The organism is Escherichia sp. MOD1-EC5990 (genome assembly GCF_002965285.1).
Lineage (GTDB): Bacteria > Pseudomonadota > Gammaproteobacteria > Enterobacterales > Enterobacteriaceae > Escherichia > Escherichia coli_F.
Genome location: NZ_PTRV01000007.1, coordinates 81,084 through 105,100 on the forward strand (window position 1 = coordinate 81,084; position 24,017 = coordinate 105,100).

General features: G+C 52.6%; 14 protein-coding genes. 13 read left to right on the forward strand and 1 reads right to left on the reverse strand.

Annotated elements, in window-relative coordinates:
• The first annotated feature begins 27 nt into the window (after window positions 1-27).
• The 12 genes from ndk (at window position 28) to BEB42_RS10530 (ending at window position 20,915) form a co-directional block, all read left to right on the forward strand.
• Window positions 28-459: a nucleoside-diphosphate kinase gene (ndk, locus tag BEB42_RS10470; RefSeq protein WP_000963837.1), complete on the forward strand. Its 432-nt coding sequence runs from the start codon at window positions 28-30 to the stop codon at window positions 457-459.
• Between the two features lie 149 nt (window positions 460-608).
• Window positions 609-1,763, forward strand: a complete 1,155-nt coding sequence (locus BEB42_RS10475; protein ID WP_000003317.1) for a bifunctional tRNA (adenosine(37)-C2)-methyltransferase TrmG/ribosomal RNA large subunit methyltransferase RlmN — start codon at window positions 609-611, stop codon at window positions 1,761-1,763.
• Between the two features lie 284 nt (window positions 1,764-2,047).
• Entirely contained in the window at window positions 2,048-3,061 is a 1,014-nt protein-coding gene (gene rodZ / locus BEB42_RS10485) for a cytoskeleton protein RodZ (RefSeq protein WP_001090840.1), read from the forward strand.
• Between the two features lie 26 nt (window positions 3,062-3,087).
• A complete protein-coding gene (gene ispG, locus BEB42_RS10490; protein WP_000551813.1) occupies window positions 3,088-4,206 on the forward strand; it encodes a flavodoxin-dependent (E)-4-hydroxy-3-methylbut-2-enyl-diphosphate synthase in 1,119 nt (372 codons plus the stop codon).
• Between the two features lie 110 nt (window positions 4,207-4,316).
• On the forward strand, window positions 4,317-5,591 hold the full coding sequence (hisS, locus tag BEB42_RS10495) for a histidine--tRNA ligase (protein WP_105267359.1): 1,275 nt from the start codon (window positions 4,317-4,319) through the stop codon (window positions 5,589-5,591).
• Between the two features lie 17 nt (window positions 5,592-5,608).
• Window positions 5,609-6,229 carry an ancillary SecYEG translocon subunit YfgM gene (yfgM, locus tag BEB42_RS10500; protein ID WP_000409211.1) on the forward strand — a complete coding sequence of 207 codons (621 nt, stop codon included), beginning with the start codon at window positions 5,609-5,611 and terminating at the stop codon, window positions 6,227-6,229.
• A gap of 10 nt (window positions 6,230-6,239) precedes the next feature.
• Window positions 6,240-7,418: an outer membrane protein assembly factor BamB gene (bamB, locus tag BEB42_RS10505; RefSeq protein WP_105267360.1), complete on the forward strand. Its 1,179-nt coding sequence runs from the start codon at window positions 6,240-6,242 to the stop codon at window positions 7,416-7,418.
• A gap of 117 nt (window positions 7,419-7,535) precedes the next feature.
• Window positions 7,536-9,008 (forward strand): ribosome biogenesis GTPase Der, encoded by a 1,473-nt coding sequence (gene der / locus BEB42_RS10510; protein ID WP_001353036.1) that lies wholly within the window; start codon window positions 7,536-7,538, stop codon window positions 9,006-9,008.
• Between the two features lie 62 nt (window positions 9,009-9,070).
• The gene (locus BEB42_RS10515) at window positions 9,071-9,286 is read left to right on the forward strand and encodes a zinc ribbon domain-containing protein (RefSeq protein WP_000422357.1); all 216 of its coding nucleotides are present in this window, start codon (window positions 9,071-9,073) and stop codon (window positions 9,284-9,286) included.
• Window positions 9,287-9,495: 209 nt separating this feature from the next.
• Window positions 9,496-11,670 (forward strand): intimin-like inverse autotransporter SinH, encoded by a 2,175-nt coding sequence (gene sinH, locus BEB42_RS10520; protein ID WP_010362565.1) that lies wholly within the window; start codon window positions 9,496-9,498, stop codon window positions 11,668-11,670.
• Between the two features lie 55 nt (window positions 11,671-11,725).
• On the forward strand, window positions 11,726-12,718 hold the full coding sequence (locus tag BEB42_RS10525) for a SinI family autotransporter-associated protein (RefSeq protein WP_000802324.1): 993 nt from the start codon (window positions 11,726-11,728) through the stop codon (window positions 12,716-12,718).
• Window positions 12,719-12,827: 109 nt separating this feature from the next.
• A complete protein-coding gene (locus BEB42_RS10530; protein ID WP_074500908.1) occupies window positions 12,828-20,915 on the forward strand; it encodes an adhesion domain-containing protein in 8,088 nt (2,695 codons plus the stop codon).
• A 55-nt stretch (window positions 20,916-20,970) separates the two neighbouring features.
• Here the strand turns inward: BEB42_RS10530 and xseA are convergent, their stop codons facing one another.
• Complete coding sequence (xseA, locus tag BEB42_RS10535; protein WP_000937869.1) at window positions 20,971-22,338, reverse strand: exodeoxyribonuclease VII large subunit; 1,368 nt, start codon at window positions 22,336-22,338, stop codon at window positions 20,971-20,973.
• Window positions 22,339-22,499: 161 nt separating this feature from the next.
• Here xseA and guaB point away from each other — a divergent pair, with 161 nt between their 5' ends.
• Window positions 22,500-23,966, forward strand: coding sequence for an IMP dehydrogenase (gene guaB / locus BEB42_RS10540; protein WP_001299507.1), 1,467 nt, complete (start codon window positions 22,500-22,502; stop codon window positions 23,964-23,966).
• The last annotated feature ends 51 nt before the right edge of the window (window positions 23,967-24,017 follow it).

Here is a 24,017-nt window from a genome sequence, read left to right on the forward strand (position 1 = left end):
ACAACAGAACAATTTACAGAGGTAAAAATGGCTATTGAACGTACTTTTTCCATCATCAAACCGAACGCGGTAGCAAAAAACGTCATTGGTAATATCTTTGCGCGCTTTGAAGCTGCAGGGTTCAAAATTGTCGGCACCAAAATGCTGCACCTGACCGTTGAACAGGCTCGTGGCTTTTATGCTGAACACGATGGAAAACCGTTCTTTGATGGTCTGGTTGAATTCATGACCTCTGGTCCGATCGTGGTTTCCGTGCTGGAAGGTGAAAACGCCGTTCAGCGTCACCGCGATCTGCTGGGCGCGACCAATCCGGCAAACGCACTGGCCGGTACTCTGCGTGCTGATTACGCTGACAGCCTGACCGAAAATGGTACCCACGGTTCTGATTCCGTCGAATCTGCCGCTCGCGAAATCGCTTATTTCTTCGGCGAAGGCGAAGTGTGCCCGCGCACCCGTTAATAATTTCGTAAATGCCGCGTGCAAACGTGGCATCCGTGCGCCAGAATTTGTACAATGCAGCGCCCCCGGACGAGCAGCCGCTCACCGGGGCGTTTCTTTTTTCAACCCTCCAGGGGCCATAACGTGTAATAACGAGGCCGGAATAGCATATGTCTGAACAATTAGTCACACCTGAAAACGTCACCACGAAAGATGGAAAAATCAACCTGCTGGATCTCAACCGTCAGCAGATGCGGGAGTTTTTTAAAGATTTAGGTGAAAAACCCTTCCGCGCCGATCAGGTGATGAAGTGGATGTATCACTATTGCTGCGACAACTTTGATGAGATGACCGACATCAACAAAGTGTTGCGCGGCAAGCTAAAAGAGGTGGCGGAAATCCGCGCACCGGAAGTGGTTGAAGAACAGCGTTCATCTGACGGCACCATTAAATGGGCGATTGCCGTTGGCGATCAGCGCGTCGAAACGGTGTATATCCCGGAAGACGACCGTGCCACGCTTTGCGTTTCCTCGCAGGTGGGGTGTGCGCTGGAGTGTAAATTCTGTTCCACCGCCCAGCAGGGCTTTAACCGCAATCTGCGGGTGTCGGAAATTATCGGCCAGGTGTGGCGTGCAGCGAAAATCGTTGGCGCAGCAAAAGTCACCGGTCAGCGCCCAATCACTAACGTAGTGATGATGGGTATGGGCGAGCCGCTGCTCAACCTGAACAACGTCGTTCCGGCGATGGAAATCATGCTCGATGATTTCGGTTTTGGTCTGTCTAAACGTCGCGTTACGCTCTCTACATCAGGCGTTGTTCCGGCGCTGGATAAACTAGGCGATATGATCGACGTAGCGCTGGCAATTTCCCTGCATGCGCCGAACGACGAAATTCGTGACGAAATTGTGCCGATCAACAAAAAGTACAATATCGAAACGTTTCTTGCTGCGGTGCGCCGCTATCTGGAGAAATCTAACGCCAATCAGGGCCGAGTCACTATTGAATACGTGATGCTTGATCACGTTAACGACGGCACTGAACACGCGCACCAACTGGCGGAGCTGCTGAAAGATACGCCGTGTAAGATCAACCTGATCCCGTGGAACCCGTTCCCTGGCGCGCCGTATGGACGCAGCTCAAACAGTCGTATCGACCGTTTCTCAAAAGTGCTGATGAGCTACGGTTTCACCACTATTGTGCGTAAAACTCGTGGTGATGATATCGATGCTGCCTGTGGTCAGTTGGCGGGCGATGTTATCGACCGTACTAAACGTACCCTGCGTAAACGAATGCAGGGTGAGGCCATCGACATTAAAGCGGTCTGATAGCCATTACGCCACGGTTACTTTATGTACCGTGGCGTAATCTTTTATGAATGAAGTATTAAGTTGCAATTGTCAGGTCAATATTAACGGTGCGTTTTTGCTGACTTTAAGGCAGTATGTAACGATGCAACAGTAAGTTAGCCTTAGTGAATGTGGGCTTTGTCACGAGCACACAGACGGTCTTATACTGTATGATAACGGTTAACTTAACGGATGTTTCGCGGTGTGGGTGAGCATGATGGTTCACCGGCATCTCAATTCTCATTTAAACGTACCTGCAGCGAATGAATACTGAAGCCACGCACGACCAAAATGAAGCACTTACTACCGGCGCTCGCCTGCGTAATGCTCGCGAACAACTAGGACTTAGTCAGCAGGCCGTTGCTGAGCGACTTTGCCTGAAGGTTTCCACGGTACGCGACATTGAAGAAGATAAGGCACCTGCCGATCTTGCTTCAACATTCCTGCGCGGATATATCCGCTCTTATGCGCGTCTGGTACATATTCCAGAAGAAGAACTGCTACCGGGGCTGGAAAAACAGGCTCCACTACGAGCTGCAAAAGTTGCGCCGATGCAGAGTTTTTCCCTCGGTAAACGCCGCAAAAAACGTGACGGCTGGCTGATGACCTTCACCTGGCTGGTGTTGTTTGTGGTTATTGGCCTGAGCGGTGCCTGGTGGTGGCAAGACCACAAAGCTCAGCAGGAAGAGATCACTACTATGGCCGATCAATCTTCTGCGGAACTGAGCAGTAATAACGAACAGGGGCAGAGTGTTCCGTTAGATACGTCGACAACCACAGACCCGACTACGACGTCCACGCCGCCAGCGTCTGTGGATACTACCGCAACTAACACGCAAACACCTGCCATAACTTCGCCAGCACCAGCTGTTGATTCACAACAGAATGCAGTTGTTTCACCTTCGCAGGCAAATGTTGATACCGCTGCGACCCCGGCACCAACGGCAACAACAACGCCAGATGGTGCTGCGCCGTTGCCAACCGATCAGGCTGGCGTGACCACGCCAGCGGCTGATCCGAATGCGTTGGTGATGAACTTTACTGCCGATTGCTGGCTGGAAGTCACTGACGCTACCGGTAAAAAACTGTTTAGCGGTATGCAGCGTAAAGACGGTAATTTGAACTTAACCGGCCAGGCTCCGTACAAACTGAAAATTGGTGCGCCAGCCGCAGTACAGATCCAGTATCAAGGGAAACCTGTCGATCTGAGTCGTTTTATCAGAACTAACCAGGTTGCGCGTCTGACCCTCAATGCCGAACAATCAGCGGCGCAGTAACAGACGGGTAACGCGGGAGATTTTTCATGCATAACCAGGCTCCAATTCAACGTAGAAAATCAACACGTATTTACGTTGGGAATGTGCCGATTGGCGATGGTGCCCCCATCGCCGTACAGTCCATGACCAATACGCGTACGACAGACGTCGAAGCTACGGTCAATCAAATTAAGGCGCTGGAACGTGTTGGCGCTGATATCGTCCGTGTCTCCGTACCGACGATGGACGCGGCAGAAGCGTTCAAACTCATCAAACAGCAGGTTAACGTACCGCTGGTGGCTGATATCCACTTTGACTATCGCATTGCGCTGAAAGTAGCGGAATACGGGGTCGATTGTTTGCGTATTAACCCTGGCAATATCGGTAATGAAGAGCGTATTCGCATGGTGGTTGACTGCGCGCGCGATAAAAACATTCCGATCCGTATTGGCGTTAACGCTGGATCGCTGGAAAAAGATCTGCAAGAAAAGTATGGCGAACCGACGCCGCAGGCATTGCTGGAATCTGCCATGCGCCATGTTGATCATCTTGATCGTCTGAACTTCGAACAGTTCAAAGTCAGCGTCAAAGCGTCTGATGTCTTCCTCGCTGTAGAGTCTTATCGTCTGCTGGCAAAACAGATCGATCAACCGCTGCATCTTGGGATCACCGAAGCGGGCGGCGCACGTAGTGGGGCAGTAAAATCTGCCATTGGTTTAGGCCTGCTGCTGTCTGAAGGCATCGGCGACACGCTGCGCGTATCGCTGGCGGCCGATCCGGTCGAAGAGATCAAAGTCGGTTTCGATATTTTGAAATCGCTGCGTATCCGTTCGCGCGGGATCAACTTCATCGCCTGCCCGACCTGTTCGCGTCAGGAGTTTGACGTTATCGGTACGGTTAACGCCCTGGAGCAACGCCTGGAAGATATCATCACCCCGATGGACGTTTCGATTATCGGCTGCGTGGTGAATGGACCAGGTGAGGCGCTGGTTTCTACACTCGGCGTCACCGGCGGCAACAAGAAAAGCGGCCTCTATGAAGATGGCGTGCGCAAAGACCGTCTGGACAACAACGATATGATCGACCAGTTGGAAGCGCGCATTCGTGCGAAAGCCAGCCAACTGGATGAAGCGCGTCGAATTGACGTTCAGCAGGTTGAAAAATAATAACGTGATGGGAAGCGCCTCGCTTCCCGTGTATGATTGAACCCGCATGGCTCCCGAAATATTGAGGGGCGCGTTGAGGGTTCATTTTTATATTCAGAAAGAGAATAAACGTGGCAAAAAACATTCAAGCCATTCGCGGCATGAACGATTACCTGCCTGGCGAAACGGCCATCTGGCAGCTCATTGAAGGCACACTGAAAAACGTGCTCGGCAGCTACGGTTACAGTGAAATCCGCTTGCCGATTGTAGAGCAGACCCCGCTATTCAAACGTGCGATTGGTGAAGTCACCGACGTGGTTGAAAAAGAGATGTACACCTTTGAGGATCGCAATGGCGACAGCCTGACTCTGCGCCCTGAAGGGACGGCGGGCTGTGTACGCGCCGGCATCGAGCATGGTCTTCTGTACAATCAGGAACAGCGTCTGTGGTATATCGGGCCGATGTTCCGTCACGAGCGTCCGCAGAAAGGGCGTTATCGTCAGTTCCACCAGTTGGGTTGCGAAGTTTTCGGTCTACAAGGTCCTGATATCGACGCTGAACTGATTATGCTCACCGCCCGCTGGTGGCGTGCGCTGGGTATCTCTGAACACGTAACTCTTGAGCTGAACTCTATCGGTTCGCTGGAAGCACGCGCCAATTATCGCGATGCGCTGGTTGCATTCCTTGAGCAGCATAAAGAAAAGCTGGACGAAGACTGCAAACGCCGCATGTACACTAACCCGCTGCGCGTGCTGGATTCCAAAAATCCGGAAGTGCAGGCCCTTCTCAACGACGCCCCAGCATTAGGTGACTATCTTGACGAGGAATCTCGTGAGCACTTTGCTGGTCTGTGCAAACTGCTGGAGAGCGCGGGTATCGCTTACACCGTAAACCAGCGTCTGGTGCGTGGTCTGGACTACTATAACCGTACTGTTTTTGAGTGGGTGACTAACAGCCTCGGTTCCCAGGGCACCGTGTGCGCAGGCGGTCGTTATGACGGTCTGGTGGAACAACTGGGTGGTCGTGCAACACCGGCAGTCGGTTTCGCGATGGGCCTCGAACGTCTTGTATTGTTAGTTCAGGCCGTTAATCCGGAATTTAAAGCCGATCCTGTTGTCGATATATATCTGGTGGCTTCAGGTGCTGACACACAATCTGCGGCTATGGCATTAGCAGAGCGTCTGCGTGATGAATTACCGGGCGTGAAACTGATGACCAACCACGGCGGCGGCAACTTTAAGAAGCAGTTTGCCCGTGCTGATAAATGGGGCGCCCGCGTTGCTGTGGTGCTGGGTGAGTCTGAAGTGGCTAACGGCACAGCAGTAGTGAAGGATTTGCGCTCTGGTGAGCAAACGGCAGTTGCGCAGGATAGCGTAGCCGCGCATTTGCGCACGTTACTGGGTTAAGGAAGGAGAAGGACAGCGTGGAAATTTACGAGAACGAAAACGACCAGGTTGAAGCGGTTAAACGCTTTTTTGCTGAAAATGGCAAAGCACTGGCTGTTGGGGTGATTTTGGGCGTTGGCGCATTGATTGGCTGGCGCTACTGGAACAGCCATCAGGTTGATTCTACACGCTCCGCTTCTCTTGCCTATCAAAATGCGGTTACCGCAGTGAGCGAAGGCAAACCGGATAGCATCCCGGCGGCGGAAAAATTTGCTGCTGAAAATAAAAATACCTATGGTGCGCTGGCTTCTTTGGAACTTGCGCAGCAATTTGTTGACAAAAATGAACTAGAGAAAGCTGCCACCCAGTTACAACAGGGATTGGCGGACACGAGCGATGAAAATCTCAAAGCCGTGATAAATCTGCGTCTTGCCCGCGTTCAGGTACAGCTCAAGCAGGCTGATGCCGCGCTGAAAACCCTCGATACCATCAAAGGTGAAGGGTGGGCTGCCATTGTTGCCGACCTGCGTGGCGAAGCATTGCTGAGCAAAGGTGATAAGCAAGGTGCGCGTAGTGCATGGGAAGCAGGCGTGAAAAGCGATGTTACTCCGGCACTGAGCGAAATGATGCAGATGAAAATTAATAATTTGTCCATCTGAGAGGGACCCGATGCAATTGCGTAAATTACTGCTGCCAGGACTGCTTTCCGTTACCCTTTTAAGCGGCTGTTCGCTGTTTAACAGCGAAGAAGATGTGGTAAAGATGTCCCCATTGCCGACCGTTGAAAACCAGTTTACGCCGACCACGGCGTGGAGCACTTCCGTGGGTAGCGGCATTGGCAACTTCTATTCCAATCTTCATCCGGCACTGGCGGACAACGTTGTCTATGCAGCAGACCGCGCTGGCTTAGTAAAAGCGCTGAATGCGGATGATGGCAAAGAAATCTGGTCTGTCAGTCTGGCCGAGAAAGATGGCTGGTTCTCTAAAGAGCCTGCATTACTTTCTGGCGGCGTGACCGTGTCTGGCGGACATGTCTACATTGGTAGCGAAAAGGCGCAGGTTTACGCGCTGAATACCAGTGATGGTACTGTGGTATGGCAGACTAAAGTCGCGGGTGAAGCGCTTTCTCGCCCGGTGGTCAGCGACGGTCTGGTGTTAATCCACACCAGTAACGGTCAGTTGCAAGCCCTGAACGAAGCTGACGGCGCTGTCAAATGGACAGTTAACCTCGATATGCCTTCACTCTCTTTGCGTGGCGAGTCTGCGCCAGCAACGGCTTTTGGTGCGGCCGTCGTGGGTGGCGATAATGGTCGCGTCAGCGCAGTGCTAATGGAACAGGGCCAGATGATTTGGCAGCAGCGTATTTCTCAGGCGACCGGTTCTACCGAAATTGACCGCCTGAGCGATGTTGACACGACTCCCGTCATTGTTAACGGCGTTGTTTTCGCGCTGGCCTATAATGGTAACCTGACGGCGCTTGATCTGCGCAGCGGTCAGATTATGTGGAAGCGCGAACTGGGTTCGGTGAATGATTTCATCGTCGACGGCAACCGCATCTATCTGGTCGATCAAAATGACCGGGTGATGGCGTTGACCATTGATGGCGGCGTTACGCTGTGGACACAAAGCGATCTGCTGCATCGTCTGTTGACTTCTCCGGTGCTGTATAATGGCAACCTGGTGGTAGGTGACAGTGAAGGTTATCTGCACTGGATCAACGTCGAAGATGGTCGTTTCGTTGCCCAGCAAAAAGTTGATAGCTCCGGTTTCCAGACTGAACCGGTTGCCGCTGACGGCAAACTGCTGATCCAGGCAAAAGACGGGACTGTGTACTCTATTACACGTTAATCGTCTCTGTCGTTCACTTTGAAAACGGCTCCTGGACAGGGGCCGTTTTCCTGTTTTTAACAACGACACGAATATAGCGTGCGTTGTCTGATGATTTATAAAAATGAGGCTTTAAACATGGTACCTGTGGTCGCGCTTGTCGGGCGCCCTAACGTAGGAAAATCCACGTTATTTAACCGTCTAACTCGCACCCGAGATGCGCTGGTTGCGGATTTCCCGGGTCTGACTCGTGACCGTAAGTACGGTCGTGCGGAAATTGAAGGCCGCGAGTTTATCTGTATTGATACCGGCGGGATTGACGGAACAGAAGACGGTGTAGAAACCCGCATGGCGGAACAGTCGCTGCTGGCGATTGAAGAAGCGGACGTCGTACTGTTTATGGTGGATGCGCGCGCGGGCCTGATGCCTGCGGATGAAGCGATTGCTAAACATCTGCGCTCCCGCGAAAAACCGACCTTCCTGGTGGCAAACAAAACCGATGGTCTGGATCCGGATCAGGCCGTTGTTGATTTCTATTCGCTCGGTTTAGGTGAAATCTATCCTATCGCCGCGTCTCACGGTCGTGGCGTATTAAGTCTGCTGGAGCACGTGCTGTTGCCGTGGATGGAAGATATCGCACCACAAGAAGAAGTGGATGAAGACGCTGAGTACTGGGCGCAATTTGAAGCGGAAGAGAACGGCGAAGAAGAAGAGGAAGACGACTTTGACCCGCAAAGTCTGCCAATCAAACTGGCGATAGTGGGTCGTCCTAACGTCGGTAAGTCTACACTCACTAACCGTATCCTTGGCGAAGAACGCGTCGTAGTTTACGACATGCCGGGCACCACGCGTGACAGTATTTACATTCCAATGGAACGCGATGGACGTGAGTATGTACTCATCGATACTGCGGGCGTACGTAAACGCGGCAAAATCACCGATGCGGTAGAGAAATTCTCCGTAATCAAAACATTGCAGGCGATTGAAGATGCCAACGTGGTGATGTTGGTGATTGATGCTCGCGAGGGTATTTCCGATCAGGATCTCTCCCTGCTGGGCTTTATTCTCAATAGTGGGCGCTCACTTGTCATTGTAGTGAACAAGTGGGACGGCCTGAGCCAGGAAGTGAAAGAGCAAGTAAAAGAGACGCTGGACTTCCGTCTGGGCTTTATCGACTTTGCTCGCGTGCATTTTATTTCTGCATTACACGGCAGCGGCGTTGGTAACCTGTTTGAGTCAGTACGTGAAGCGTATGACAGTTCCACTCGTCGTGTGGGGACATCTATGTTGACGCGTATCATGACCATGGCGGTTGAAGATCACCAGCCGCCACTGGTTCGCGGGCGTCGTGTGAAGCTGAAATATGCCCACGCCGGTGGTTACAATCCGCCGATTGTGGTGATTCACGGCAACCAGGTGAAAGACCTGCCTGATTCGTACAAACGCTACTTGATGAATTACTTCCGCAAGTCTCTGGACGTGATGGGTACGCCGATTCGTATTCAGTTCAAAGAAGGGGAAAACCCATATGCGAACAAGCGTAACACCCTGACGCCGACCCAGATGCGCAAGCGTAAGCGTTTGATGAAGCATATTAAGAAAAGTAAGTAATCACTTATCTGGTTTCCCTTTCCAAACGGAGAGGGAAACTGAACAACAGGCGAGGAGTATTTATGGAACTCAACTGCCCAACCTGCCATAACCCTCTCGAACGCAACGGTGAAACTGCCCACTGTGCAACTTGTGCCAAAGATTTCACCATTCAGGCGCTTTGTCCTGACTGCCATCAGCCATTACAGGTGTTAAAAGCTTGTGGTGCTGTAGATTATTTCTGCCAGCATGGGCACGGTTTAATATCTAAAAAACGCGTTGAATTTATTGTTGCTTAATATTATTTAAATATATGATGTAATCATTTGTATTCATAATATAAATGATTTCATCCTATTTTATTTGTTGAAGCGCAAATACAAGTGAATGAAATCACTGTGTTATAAATTTAAGATTATATTTAGTTTTCCTGGCGTGCCTTTCTGAACAATCTGGAATAGAATATTAAAGCTTATTTTAAGCATTATTAATGTCACAGGGGATGTGCATGCTGCGATGGAAACGCTGTATTATGCTAACATTTATCTCTGGAGCTGCTTTTGCGGCTCCAGAGATAAATGTTGAGCATAAAGAATCGTTACCTGATTTAGGTAGTCAGGCCGCACAACAGGAAGAACAAACTAACAAGGGTAAATCGCTAAAAGAGCGTGGTGCCGATTACGTCATTAACTCTGCCACGCAAGGGTTTGAAAACCTGACACCCGAGGCGCTGGAGTCCCAGGCCAGAAGCTATCTGCAAAGTCAAATTACCTCTACGACACAATCTTATATTGAGGATACACTCTCCCCCTACGGTAAGGTCCGAACGAATCTTTCTCTTGGTCAGGGCGGCGATCTGGATGGCAGTTCCATCGACTATTTTGTTCCCTGGTATGATAATCAAACTACTGTTTATTTCAGCCAATTTTCTGCACAACGAAAAGAAGATCGTACGATCGGGAATATTGGGCTTGGTGTAAGACATAATTTTGATAAATGGTTATTGGGTGGAAATATATTTTATGATTATGATTTTACCCGTGGACATCGCCGTTTAGGTTTAGGCGCCGAAGCCTGGACTGATTATTTAAAATTCTCGGGCAACTATTACCATCCGCTATCCAGCTGGAAAGATTCCGAAGATTTCGATTTTTATGAGGAGCGCCCGGCGCGCGGCTGGGATATTCGCGCCGAAGCCTGGCTACCTGCTTACCCGCAGCTTGGCGGTAAAATCGTTTTCGAACAGTATTACGGTGATGAAGTCGCGCTTTTTGGCACCGATAATCTGGAGAAAGATCCCTTCGCCGTCACGCTGGGTGTGAAATACCAGCCCGTACCACTCATTGCCGTAGGAACGGATTTCAAAGCCGGCACTGGCGATAATACCGATCTTTCTGTTAACGCAACGCTGAACTACCAGTTTGGTGTCCCGCTCAAAGACCAGCTTGATCCTGACAAAGTGAGCGCGGCCCACTCGCTCATGGGCAGCCGTCACGACTTTGTTGAACGTAACAACTTTATTGTTCTGGAATACAAAGAGAAAGATCCCCTCGATGTCACTTTGTGGCTGAAAGCCGATGCGACGAATGAACATCCCGAGTGCGTGATTAAAGATACGCCAGAAGCAGCCATCGGGCTGGAAAAATGTAAGTGGACCATTAACGCGCTCATTAATCATCACTACAAAATCGTTGCTGCCTCCTGGCAGGCGAAAAACAATGCTGCACGTACGCTGGTGATGCCGGTTATCAAAGAAAATACGCTTACTGAAGGTAACAACAATCACTGGAATCTGGTGCTGCCTGCCTGGCAGTACAGCTCTGATAAAGCCGACCAGGAAAAACTCAATACCTGGCGGGTACGGCTGGCGCTGGAAGATGAAAAAGGCAATCGGCAGAACTCCGGCGTGGTGGAAATCACCGTTCAGCAGGATCGTAAAATTGAGCTCATCGTTAACAACATCGCCAATGTACCGGATGAGAACAATCACAGCCACGAAGCCAGCGCGCAAGCGGATGGTGTAGATGGTGTCGTCATGGATCTCGACATTACCGATAGCTTTGGCGACAACACTGACCGTAACGGTAATGTCTTGCCGCAGGATAATCTCAGCCCGCAGCTGTTTGATGCCAACGATAAAAAAGTGACGCTGGCGAATAAACCCTGCACCACCGAGGTGCCGTGCGTTTTTATCGCCAAACAAGATAAAGAAAAGGGGACCGTTACGCTCTCCAGTACGTTGCCCGGCACTTTCCGCTGGAAGGCGAAAGCCGCCCCTTATGATGACAGTAACTATGTTGACGTAACGTTCCTGGGTTCTGACATCGGCGGGCTGAATGCTTTTATCTACCGCGTTGGTGCAGCTAAGCCCGTCAATCTTATCGGCAACAAAGAACCGTTGCCTCTCAATAGCCGCTATCGCTTTGTGCTGTGGCGCGACGCTAACAAAGACGGCGTGTTCCAGCTTTCTGAGAAGCTCACTGACGACGAGATGAAACAGTATGACTATCAGTGGGAATTCACGGGGCATAGCGTAAATGGCAATACCGGTGCGCAAACCAATACCACGAACGTCGATATAGAGATCCCGGCAACCAACAAGGACGCGGCAGCAAAGTTTAGTGCCCAGGTAACCGATGGTGTGCAGGGATACGGTTTGCAGGTCAATTACAGCAAGAAATAGGGTCGGCGCCATGGCTGATCGGGCCACCGCTGAATATTAATCAAGGAGAGTGTTTATGAAACCTCATATGAAACGTGGCCTGACAAAAGTCGCGCTCGCGTTGATGCTGGCTGGATACTGTGCCGTACCAGCCGCTATGGCGGAAGATGCCGCCTGGGTCGCCAGTGGAGCGACCGCTGAATTCGAGGGGACCATACCCTGGCTCTATCGCGAAGGGGGGAATGCCACGATTAACTCGGAAGATGCGGATCACATTAAAGTGACGTCTGATGGTAAAGGGACCCGTCCTCCAGGTAGCGAGACGGATAAACGCCTTTACTCAGGGGATACCATCACGCTGGGTTGGGATATCGGCGATACCGAAGGGGATATTGATGATGGTCCCGCAGGCATTGATGCGAAAACGACAGCCACTATCAAATGGTACAGCTACAGCAATAATGCGGGTGGCGATAAAACGGAGCTGACCGCAGCGGCAGGCAAGACGAGTTATAAACTCACTGATGACGATCGTGGGCGTTATATCGGTGTTGAAATCCAGCCCATCACCCAGACCGGTAATCCCTTCGAGGGTACGTCGCTGACTCTGCTGGATATTTCAACGGCCAGCGGTGGCGGCAGCGATACGGACAATGTCGATCCCGGCCCGGTTGTGAACCAGAATCTGAAAGTTGCCATCTTCGAGAAAGGCACCACTACCAACCTTATCGGTGGTAATACGGCCATTGCGCTTAATAAAACATATGTGGCCAAACTGTACTCGGATGAAAACCAGAACGGTAAATACGACGCAGGTACGGATATGGACGTTACCGCTAACTATGACTTTGCATGGGTCTTTAACGGTAATAGTAAACAACTCGGTGCGGCGGGCGGTATTGCTAATGCCAGCTTTGATAACAATGACATTGTTATCCCGCAAACTAACGAAGAAGCAAGAACCAGCCTTAACGGTAGTGATCGTAATGGTAAGAGTGGTCTTGCGATCCCGGCAAACGGCGACGGCGTTCAGGGCTATACGCTGTCTATCATTTACAAACACCACTAATGCGCACAACAGCATTCCCATACGGGGATGCTGTTTTCCGCCTGTTTTGCTTAGCGACGCGTTAAGCAAAACAGGTTGATGTTTTGTTTATCATGCTGGAGTTTTTTACATGTCGGTATGTCTGAAACCAGGGAAAATCATTATGCTTCTGGGCATGTTGGCAGCTTTTATGCTGTCTGACTTTGCACGGGCAGGGGCGGAATGGCAGACATATCCTGATTCTACAGGCGAGTTTAACGGAACCGTTCCTTTTGCCGACAGCGCCAGCGTACCCGTCTATCAGGGCAGTGTTCAGCTTAATCCTGCTGAATCTCATGATGTCGGGTTTACTGCTAAACCGAATGAATTTAGCGTTGACGATGACGCCGCTAACCTGATTGTTGCTAATCCTCAGGACAATGAAGGCGACCAGTTTTCCACACCACCTGCGCTGCGCTGGGAAAATCAAACACCCCCTACCGTCAGCCTGATGTGGGCCGATGCCGCCACGCCCGATGTGCCCCTTAACCCACAACCCATTGCTAACCGTAGCTTTTGCGCTCAGGGGCTGGCCGGACGCTCGCTGGTGGCCTGGCCGCAGATTGATGCGCAGCAAACCCTCCCACTGCTCTACCTGCTGACCTCGACCGGGTATCCCTATGCGGGGACGGTGGCGCTGGTGGACCAGAAAGTGACCCTGAACATCGCGCCCGCGCAGGGCGATTTAATCTCGGTGAGCGCCAGTGGTTTTAACGAAACGATCGCGGCGGCAAAAACCACCGTTGGCGACACCATCACGCTCACCGTCACCACTAAAGATTGTCAGGGCAACGTCGCGGGTAATATTCCGTTTATTATCAAACGTAAAGATGCTGAAAATCGCCAGGGGGCAGTGAATAATAGTGCGCCAGTGGTACTGGATAGCACCGAGTTAACGACGACGGCTACCGAATACCATGGCACCTCTGATGCCAACGGCACGGCCACCATCACGGTGAGCCAACCGAATGGCCCTGGCGTCAAAACGCCACTGGTGGTCAGCATCTCCGGTTTTGCGCAAACCAGCGAAACCGCGGTGATTTTTACGGTACTCACCAGCCCGGACGTGGCGCAGGCTACGATGTGGGGCCATATGGCGGAGACGGTAGAAGCCCACGGTTACACCTTCAGTCGACCAAAGCTGGCGGCAGAAGTCAGCAATGAAAGCGCCACGGTCGTCGATCACAACGAAACCTGGTCCACCTTCACCTGGAGCGGCGCAGATAGCCACTGCACCGTGCTGCCCGGCATGCGCCACTTCGGCGCGCTGGCGACCGTTATCCCCACATCGGTGCAGACAGTCCTTGGCTGGCCGATGCAGGGGGATTATTACTGGTCATCGCTGGCGGGCACCACCGGGCAGCACCATGCGGCGGATGTCTCTAACCGTGGTGAAACGCAAAAGCCGGATAGCACCCCGTTTCTTGTGAGCTGTGTGGATAAGCCAGCGCCTGATGTCGAACCGAAAATCGTCCTTACGCCCGAAAACTATGATGATGCGGCACAGGCGATGAAAGCGCAGGTGGGCGAAGACGCCTCGATGCGTCTGACGATCACTGACACCAAAAACAACGATCAACCGCTGGCGTACTACTACTTCTCGCTGCACCTGGATGACGGTGTTAACCGCAAGAATCAAACCGACCCTACCTGGGAAGCCCATCCGGTACAGATTACTGGTGGTTCGAATTTACAACAGGTTGATGCTCACACCTATGAAGGCATAACCGATGTCAATGGTCAGGCTTCGCTAACCCTGAGCCAGCCCGACGGTGCAGGCGTGAAAACCCACATCACGGCGAAAATGCGCAGCGATTTTACGGCCGCAGATGCCAAAGACGTGATTTTTACCGTGATCACCAGCCCTGATAGCGATAAGGCGCGGATGTGGGGCCATATGCGCGGCATTGTTGAATCTGGCAGCTTGTTCAAACGTCCATTGCTGGCGGATGAAACCGAGCATGAACTGGGATCGGTGCGGGAAAATAACGAAGACTGGGCGCTGTTCGATCAAGACACCAGTATGCAGGCTGAATGCGGCGTCGGCCATACGCCACGTCAGAGTGGGCTGGAAAGCCTGTTTTCAGCCCATCCCGGTAACGCGATTGGCACTGAGTATGGCTGGCCCACCGCCCAACAGAGCTACTTAAGCGCGGTGGAGCAAACAACGCATTCATCGGTGAATCTGGGGAACGGGAGCGTCGACAGCTACTCCGGCTTTAAGCAGAATTATCTCACCTGTTCGGGCAATGAGATGGTAGCGAAGGTTGAAGTGAGCACCGATCACGATATCACCCCTGGCAGCAAAGCGCAGGCCAAAGTGGGAGACACCATCGTGATGACCGTGCGTACGATTAACGCCCTCAATAATACTCCGGTTCCCTTTACAGCCTTCACCATCACTAAAGGCATGGGGTATAACCGAGCGGGGCAGGTGAGCGGGTTTGATGACCCGAGTAGCGGCGCAATCACGATGAATGGCACGCAATACGGCACATCGCAGCCGTCGATGGTTTATACGGGTACGACAGATGCACAAGGCGTGGCAACGGTCGAAATAGAGCAACCACAAGGCGTCGGGCTAAGAACGGCGCTGAGCGTTACGCCGGTAAATTCCCATTTATCAAATGCCATTAATTACAATGTTATTTTTACCACCCCAACCAGCCCGAACGTTAGTGGCGCGCAGATGTGGGGCCATATGGATGAAACGATTACTGTTGATTCATTAACCTTTACCCGGCCTAAGCTGGCAGCAGAAATCGCCAGTCCGGATGGCACACTAACGGAAAAAAACGAAGTCTGGGCGCGCGTTAGCCAGGCCAGTACGGCCATTACCAGTAAAGGCGGTTGCGGAGCCAATATGCTGCCGCGTCGCTCACAGCTCAGTGCGCTCTATGACGCTAATAACGGTAATGCGGTGCAAGCCACACACGGCTGGCCGACGCAGCGTCAGCCCTACTGGAGCAGTTCCCCCGCGGATTTAACGCCGCACAATTACACCATTGCCCTGGATAACGGCGCACAGGCCATCGGCGGCGATACGCCGGTTTACGTCAGTTGCCTGACGACGGCGAACAAACCTGCCAGCAGCATTACGCTGGATGTGGTTGATAACGCACAGTGGGCTGCCGGAAATAACGCGGCGAAGCTGAAAAAAGGCGAAACGCTACGGGTTAAGGTAACGGTAAAAGATGCGCAGGGTAATCCGCTCACGGATATGCCATTTAAACTCAGTCGCGGAGACGGTTATACCCGCACGGGCGAAAAACATATTGCCGGTAGTGGCGATGCGCTGGTGGCACCGGTGGTGATTAACAGTGGGCTGGCGGATGAAACGACGTTGAACGACACCGCGGGATTTTATACTGCCATGACCGGTAGCGACGGCAGCAAAATCCTCAATATTACCCGCCCGGATACTCACGGCACCAAAACGGCGCTGACGGCGACGTTGTATTCCGATCCAACAAAAAAAGACAGCCTGGATACAATCTTTACTGTGGTCACCAGCCCGGATAGTAGCAAAGCGAAAATGTGGGGCCATATGCCGGAAACCTTAACGGCGGCAGATGGTACCGTTTTTAAACGCCCATTGCTGATAAAGGAACTGTCGAGTCAGACCGGGCGAACAGCAATATTCGAAGACAATGAAAACTGGGCGCTGTTTACTCAAACCCAGGCGAACTCAACCAGTAACGGCTGCGGCACTAGCTATGTTCCCACTCAGGCAGGGTTGTTGTCGTTGTTTGATAATCACGCTGGCAATACCATCAAAACCGTCCAGGGCTGGCCGGTAGTAACGCGTTATTTATCCAGCACGCCCGACAACACTGGCATGGAACAGCGTAACTACAAAGCGGTGGATCTCGGCAATGGCACCAGTGCCATGGTGTCAACGTCGACACTGGATCTACTGACCTGTCAAACCACGCCGGCCACCACGGTGAGCCAGATTCTGCTGGAAGCGGCAGATCCTGCGGCCCTGGTTTATGTTGACGATACACTGAGTGTGGTTAAGGCCAAAAAAGGCGAAGAGTCGGTAGTGCGCGTCACCACGAAAGATGCGCAAGGTAACCCGGTTGGCAATGCGGCGTTTATTCTGAAACGTGCCACCAGCATAAACCGGAGGTATACATCAGCGACAGCGAGTGCAGGTGCGCTGACCGTAACCGATGCCTGGGGAAACACGCGGAGTAATTTTCAGGCAACAACTGAAATGATTTATGGCGTGACGGGGGCTGACGGGTCGACAACCTTTACGCTGAAACAGGATAACAGTACCGGGTTAAGAACTGATCTCACGGCATCACTGGATGGCGTCAGCGGCGTTCAGGCGACCCTCCCGGTGGTCTTTACCGTGGTAACCAGCCCAGATTCTCCTAAAGCGAATTTTTGGGGGCACATGCCTGAAACGGTAACGGCCTCTGATGGTATGACGTATAAGCGACCATTACTGTTTAAAGAACTTACCAATAACTATGCACGCTATAGCACTTTTGAGAATGGTGAAGATTGGGCAAGATTCAGTGTGGTTCAGTCAAATAACACCGATATGGATGGATGTGGTGCAGAGTATATGCCGACACTGGATGGCCTGAAGTCCTTGTACAGTGCCAATAGTGGTAATGCGATGGGTACAGTGCAGGGATGGCCGGTAGCAACCAGTTATCTCACCAATACACCGAGTGATACGCAATCAAGTAACCGTTATTACAATGTGGTGCAGCTGAATTCCGGCGCGGTTTCTCAAATCGTGACCACCGTGCTGGTATTACAAACCTGTCGCACAACGCCTGCGGTTGTTGCCAGCCAGGTTTCTCTGGAGCCTGCGGACGCCACGCAATTTGTTAAGGTAGACGATACCCTGAGCGCCATTAAGGTGAAAAAAGGCGATGAGGTTGTTATCCGCGTCACAACCAAAGATGCGCAAGGAAAACCGGTGGGTAATACGCCGTTTACACTGAAGCGCAGCAGTTCTTTCAATCGCCAGAATGCATTAGTGACGATGCAGACTGTTTCGGTGACACCCGCAGCGGCCAGTACAGTTGATACCAATGCATCGGCCACCGTGTATGGCGTGACCGGGCCAGACGGAACCACCACGATAACACTCCGACAGGATGCGTCCACCGGACTCAAAACCGACTTTTATGCCCTGTTGAACGATACCGGGGTGTCGTCGAACACCTTGTCAGTGATCTTCACCGTTATCACCAGCCCGGATACACCGCTGGCGGCCTACTGGGGGCATATGGCGGAAACCTTTACCAGCAGCGAAGGCGTCACCTTCAAACGGCCTTTCCTCAAGGCTGAACTTTCTGGTGGTACGGCGGTTACGACTAATAATGAAGTCTGGTCGCGTCTGACAGCAACGGAGAAAATGGATGCCAGCAAGGCTGGATGTGATGAGAGTTATCAACCGCTGACGACTGACATGCAGGGGTTGTATGCGGATTACCCTAACAACCAGTTGGGCACGGTGCTCGGCTTGCCGACCTTCGCTGGGTATATGTGGGCCTACGATATGATGACGGTTTCTGGCAGTAGCTGGAGCAACCAGGCATTTTCGCTCGTTAATGGTCAGACAGTTCAGGCATCGTCCAGTTATACGGCGGTAGTGATGTGCCTGGTGAAACCGCATACCGTTCCGGCGATGATAGAGATCGCCTCAACAGCACAGGATGCGGCAAAAACGGTCAGCAATGGTGGTCGACCGAGCGCCGTAGCGAAGAAAGGTGAGACGATTCCGCTGACGGTGACCGTACGTGATAGCGCCGGGAACCCGGTGCCCTACGCCGACTTTACCCTCACGCATGGAACGACGCTGGATCGCTCGAAAGCAACCGTTAGCTCGAGTGCGGACGATCTTACCGTGAAGTCATTGATACCCGCGAACAGTGACGCTGTGCTGACGGCAAATGGGGCAAAAGTGCTCAAAACAACGGGCAGTGATGGCACAGCCACCTTTGAAGTGAGCCAGAATGCCACGACCGGTCTGGCGACACCGATAACCGTCACGCTGGCGCGCGATACAACCAAAACCGCCACGCTGGATGTTATCTACACGGTGATAACCAGCCCGGACTCACCGAGCGCGAAATTCTGGGGGCACATGCCGGACACCTTTACCAGTTCGGCAGGCGTCACCTTCAGACGACCGCTGCTGAAAGCCGAAGCGACTTCAGGGTCATCGATTAGCACTAACGGCAATGGTGAAGTGTGGTCGTATATGAGCAACTTTCAAAATTTAACATCGACAGATTGTCCGCTGGAGAATCAACCGCGCAGTAATGAATTGTTGGATTTGTATAATGATCATCCCAACGGCGCGATAAAGACTGACCTGGGGCTGCCGATATATGCAGGCAAGTGGTGGGCTTATGATATGGTCATGCCGGATTTATATACGTGGCAGTATCAGACTGTCAGCCTGAGCGCAGGAGATATCGCGAAGAGCTCGTCAAACAACGCGCTGATGCTTTGCCTGACGAAGCCGCATCCGGCAGGCGTCAGCGTAATGTTGACGTCATCCGCAATGGATAACGCCAGAACCCTCAGCAATGGCGGGCGACCCAGCGCGTCAGTGAAAAAAGGTAACCCACTGCCAATTGTGGTGACGGTCAAAGATCGTGATGGCAACCCGCTTGCGGGAGAGGCCGTGACGCTCAGGCGTGGTTCAGCGATGAGCCGTTCAGGAGCAGGAGTGGGCACGCCGGCAAATGCAATGACGTTGACAGAATTGACACCTGTGTCGGCGGAGTTTTCTCTGGCCGCACATGATACGCAATGGCAAGGTTTCACCGGCAGTGATGGTACGGCCACTTTCAATGTTGAACAGCCTGAGACCATCGGCCTGGCCATTCCGTTCACCGCTATACTGGCGCGAGATGTCGCAACTACCAGCGTCCTTGATACGATCTTTACCGTCGTCACCAGCCCGGATTCCGCAATGGCGACCTACTGGGGCCATATGCCGGATACGGTAACGGCGGAAAACGGCGTGGTCTTTGAACGGCCTAAGTTGTTGAAAGAGCTGCCGTCGAGCGCCGGAGTCAGTCAGGTGACGGATAACAATGAAGTGTGGCCGTTGTTTAAGGCAACGCAAAGGGAAGATAGCAACCTCAGTCCTTGTGAAGCGGCACGTCGGCCATTGAGCGATGATTTATTATCGCTCTACGCGCGCTATCCGGGGAACACGCTGACGACTCAAATCGGCTGGTCTACGAAGTATGCATGGTGGGCACTGGATAACAAGCAGGGGAATGCCCTGGTTGTCAGTCTGAATAATGGTTTTGAGTCGTCGACGGCGAGTACGGCGTATCAGGGATGTCTGGTCAATCCCCGCGCGACCGTCTCCAGCGTCACGCTGACATCGACGGCGATAGATGCCACTACGCAGGCGGCGAAGGTAAAAAAAGGTGAAGCCGCGCCCGTCGTTGTTACCGTAAAAGACAGCGCCGGGAAGCCGGTACCGAATGTCGCTTTCACCTTAAAACGTGGTGATGCCGTGCCGCGTAACAGCGGGGCGACATTGTATGGTGATGTGGACGCGATGGACGATTTGACTGTGCAACCCTCATCCGGTGCAGCAGCCACGCTGGCTGACAGTGGGAATACGATCGACGGCGTGACAGGGGCGGACGGTACGGCAAGTTTTACCGTTCGTCAGGATAATACGCCAGGATATAAAACGCCGTTGACGGTGACGCTGACCAATAACGCCGCGATAACCGCAACGCTGGATACCATTTTCACCGTGCCGACCAGCCCGAATGTCGCCACGGCGTATTTCTGGGGGCATATGGCGGATACCGCCACCGTAAGTGGCAAGACGTTACATCGCCCACTATTGAAATCAGAGTTGCCGTCAGGGGCTACAGCGGCAGTAGCGCCAACGGTGAATAATGAAATCTGGGCGCTGGCACATGTGATCGATGCTCAAAAATGGGATATTGCAAAGCAGTGCGGTGACTTTAGTAGAGCACCGAGCTATACCGATTTACAGTCGTTACATAGCAGCTTTAGCGCGCTGGGATGGCCATCATCGATAAGCTTCCCCTATTTCTCTACCGATCGGGCCGGTTCGTTCTATTGTGGCATGGATGAAGGGGCGGGGACACAAAACTGCGGTATTCAGGCATCCAGTACTGCGGGGTTTGCAACCTGCTTCCAGTAGTCTTAACGGGTCTGTAAATGGGGGCCAAGATGTAAATAAGATTCGCAATGCGTCATTAGATTCTCTTGCGCGGCTTGCGGCTTTTCGTCACAGCACTCACTTCACTGATCACTACGCCATCGCCCAGGCGAGTGGTCAGTGTCTCACCCACTTTCACCTGCTTAACCTGTTTTAGCACCGCGCCATCAGCGGCGCTGGTAACGCTATAACCGCGTGCGAGCGTAGAGAGTGGACTCACCGCTTCGAGGTGCGTCACTGTATTACCAAAGCGTTCGCGCGTGGCGCTAAGCTGTGCGCGAAGTGTTTCAGCGAGACGATATTCCAGCTGTTGGATCCGCGTTTGCGCACGGTGAATCTTCGGCTGCGGATTTTGCTGATTCAGCCGCTGTGTTAATCGCTGCTGTTGCTGACCGGCACGTTTAAGCTGATTCTCCAACGCAAAGCTCATCCGCTTTTGCAGACGCTCAAGCGTGGTTTGCTGACGCGCCAGCCGGAGCTGTGGATGCTGCTGCTGTAAACGGTGATGAATCTGCGTAAAACGTCGTGTGCGGTTGGCGAGGTAGTAATCCATCGCCATTTCCAGCCGTTGCTGCGCAGACTGCACCTGACGCAGTAACTCTTGCTGATTGCGGCTCACCACTTCGGCGGCGGCTGACGGCGTTGGCGCACGTAGATCAGCAACAAAGTCGGCAATCGTCACATCGGTTTCATGCCCAACGGCGCTGACCACCGGAATGCGGCTGGCAAAAATCGCCCGTGCCACGCGTTCATCGTTAAAACTCCATAAATCTTCCAGCGAACCACCGCCACGCCCGACGATCAGTACGTCACATTCGTTGCGAAGATTCGCCAGCTCAATGGCACGAACGATTTGCCCCGGCGCATCATCGCCCTGAACGGCGGTCGGGTAGATTATCACCGGCAGAGACGGATCGCGGCGTTTCAACACATGCAAAATATCGTGCAGTGCAGCACCGGTCTTTGAGGTGATAACGCCCACGCAGTGCGCAGGTGACGGTAGCGGATTCTTGAATTGCTGGTCGAATAACCCTTCAGCCTGCAACTTCGCTTTAAGCTGTTCGTACTTCTGTTGCAGTAAACCTTCACCGGCGGGCTGCATACTTTCGACAATAATTTGATAATCGCCGCGCGGTTCATACAGCGTAATGTTGGCGCGAACTAAAACCTGTTGCCCATGCTGCGGGCGGAAGGTCACCCGGCGATTGCTGTTGCGGAACATCGCGCAGCGCACCTGGGCGTTATCGTCTTTAAGCGTAAAGTACCAGTGACCGGAAGCCGGTTGTGTGAAATTAGAGATTTCGCCACTGATCCACACCTGCCCCATCTCATGCTCAAGCAGCAGACGAACCGTTTGATTCAGGCGGCTAACGGTAAAAATTGCAGGGGATTGAGAAGGTAACATGTGAGCGAGATCAAATTCTAAATCAGCAGGTTATTCAGTCGATAGTAACCCGCCCTCCGGGGATAGCAAGCATTTTTTGCAAAAAGGGGTAGATGCAATCGGTTACGCTCTGTATAATGCCGCGGCAATATTTATTAACCACTCTGGTCGAGATATTGCCCATGCTACGTATCGCTAAAGAAGCTCTGACGTTTGACGATGTTCTCCTCGTTCCTGCACATTCTACCGTTCTGCCGAATACTGCTGACCTCAGCACCCAGCTGACGAAAACTATTCGTCTGAATATTCCTATGCTTTCCGCAGCAATGGATACCGTAACGGAAGCTCGCCTGGCTATCGCTCTGGCTCAGGAAGGCGGTATCGGCTTTATCCACAAAAACATGTCCATTGAACGCCAGGCTGAAGAAGTTCGCCGCGTGAAAAAACACGAATCTGGCGTGGTGACTGATCCGCAGACTGTTCTGCCAACCACGACGCTGCGCGAAGTGAAAGAACTGACCGAGCGTAACGGTTTTGCAGGCTATCCGGTAGTTACCGAAGAAAACGAACTGGTCGGCATCATCACCGGTCGTGACGTGCGTTTTGTTACCGATCTGAACCAGCCGGTTAGCGTTTACATGACGCCGAAAGAGCGTCTGGTAACCGTGCGTGAAGGCGAAGCCCGTGAAGTGGTGCTGGCAAAAATGCACGAAAAACGCGTTGAAAAAGCGCTGGTGGTTGATGATGAATTCCACCTGATCGGCATGATCACTGTGAAGGACTTCCAGAAAGCGGAGCGTAAACCGAACGCGTGTAAAGACGAACAAGGCCGTCTGCGTGTAGGTGCAGCGGTTGGCGCAGGTGCGGGTAACGAAGAGCGTGTTGATGCGCTGGTTGCCGCAGGCGTTGACGTTCTGCTGATTGACTCCTCTCACGGTCACTCTGAAGGTGTTCTGCAGCGTATCCGTGAAACTCGCGCTAAATATCCTGATCTGCAAATCATCGGCGGCAACGTGGCAACAGCTGCAGGTGCCCGCGCGCTGGCAGAAGCCGGTTGCAGTGCCGTTAAAGTGGGTATCGGCCCTGGTTCTATTTGTACTACCCGCATTGTTACTGGCGTCGGTGTACCGCAGATCACTGCCGTTGCTGACGCAGTAGAAGCCCTGGAAGGCACCGGGATTCCGGTTATCGCTGACGGTGGTATTCGTTTCTCTGGCGATATCGCCAAAGCTATCGCTGCTGGTGCAAGCGCGGTGATGGTAGGTTCCATGCTGGCGGGTACTGAAGAATCCCCAGGTGAAATCGAGCTCTACCAGGGCCGTTCTTACAAGTCTTACCGTGGGATGGGCTCTCTGGGCGCGATGTCCAAAGGTTCTTCTGACCGTTACTTCCAGAGCGACAACGCTGCCGACAAACTGGTGCCGGAAGGTATCGAAGGTCGCGTAGCCTATAAAGGTCGCCTGAAAGAGATCATTCACCAGCAGATGGGCGGCCTGCGCTCCTGTATGGGCCTGACCGGCTGTGGTACTATCGACGAACTGCGTACTAAAGCGGAGTTTGTACGTATCAGCGGTGCGGGCATTCAGGAAAGCCACGTTCACGACGTGACCATTACTAAAGAGTCCCCGAACTACCGTCTGGGCTCCTGATTCTCTTCGCCCGACTTCATGTCGGGCGATTTATATTATCTGTTTCACTTG

What these genes read in the sequence shown, in the direction of transcription:
- ndk (WP_000963837.1), top strand. Translation starts at nt 28, where the DNA reads ATGGCTATTGAACGTACTTTTTCCATCATCAAACCGAACGCGGTAGCA.
- BEB42_RS10475 (WP_000003317.1), top strand. Translation starts at nt 609, where the DNA reads ATGTCTGAACAATTAGTCACACCTGAAAACGTCACCACGAAAGATGGA.
- rodZ (WP_001090840.1), top strand. Translation starts at nt 2,048, where the DNA reads ATGAATACTGAAGCCACGCACGACCAAAATGAAGCACTTACTACCGGC.
- ispG (WP_000551813.1), top strand. Translation starts at nt 3,088, where the DNA reads ATGCATAACCAGGCTCCAATTCAACGTAGAAAATCAACACGTATTTAC.
- bamB (WP_105267360.1), top strand. Translation starts at nt 6,240, where the DNA reads ATGCAATTGCGTAAATTACTGCTGCCAGGACTGCTTTCCGTTACCCTT.
- der (WP_001353036.1), top strand. Translation starts at nt 7,536, where the DNA reads ATGGTACCTGTGGTCGCGCTTGTCGGGCGCCCTAACGTAGGAAAATCC.
- BEB42_RS10515 (WP_000422357.1), top strand. Translation starts at nt 9,071, where the DNA reads ATGGAACTCAACTGCCCAACCTGCCATAACCCTCTCGAACGCAACGGT.
- sinH (WP_010362565.1), top strand. Translation starts at nt 9,496, where the DNA reads ATGCTGCGATGGAAACGCTGTATTATGCTAACATTTATCTCTGGAGCT.
- BEB42_RS10525 (WP_000802324.1), top strand. Translation starts at nt 11,726, where the DNA reads ATGAAACCTCATATGAAACGTGGCCTGACAAAAGTCGCGCTCGCGTTG.
- BEB42_RS10530 (WP_074500908.1), top strand. Translation starts at nt 12,828, where the DNA reads ATGTCGGTATGTCTGAAACCAGGGAAAATCATTATGCTTCTGGGCATG.
- xseA (WP_000937869.1), bottom strand. Translation starts at nt 22,338, where the DNA reads ATGTTACCTTCTCAATCCCCTGCAATTTTTACCGTTAGCCGCCTGAAT.
- guaB (WP_001299507.1), top strand. Translation starts at nt 22,500, where the DNA reads ATGCTACGTATCGCTAAAGAAGCTCTGACGTTTGACGATGTTCTCCTC.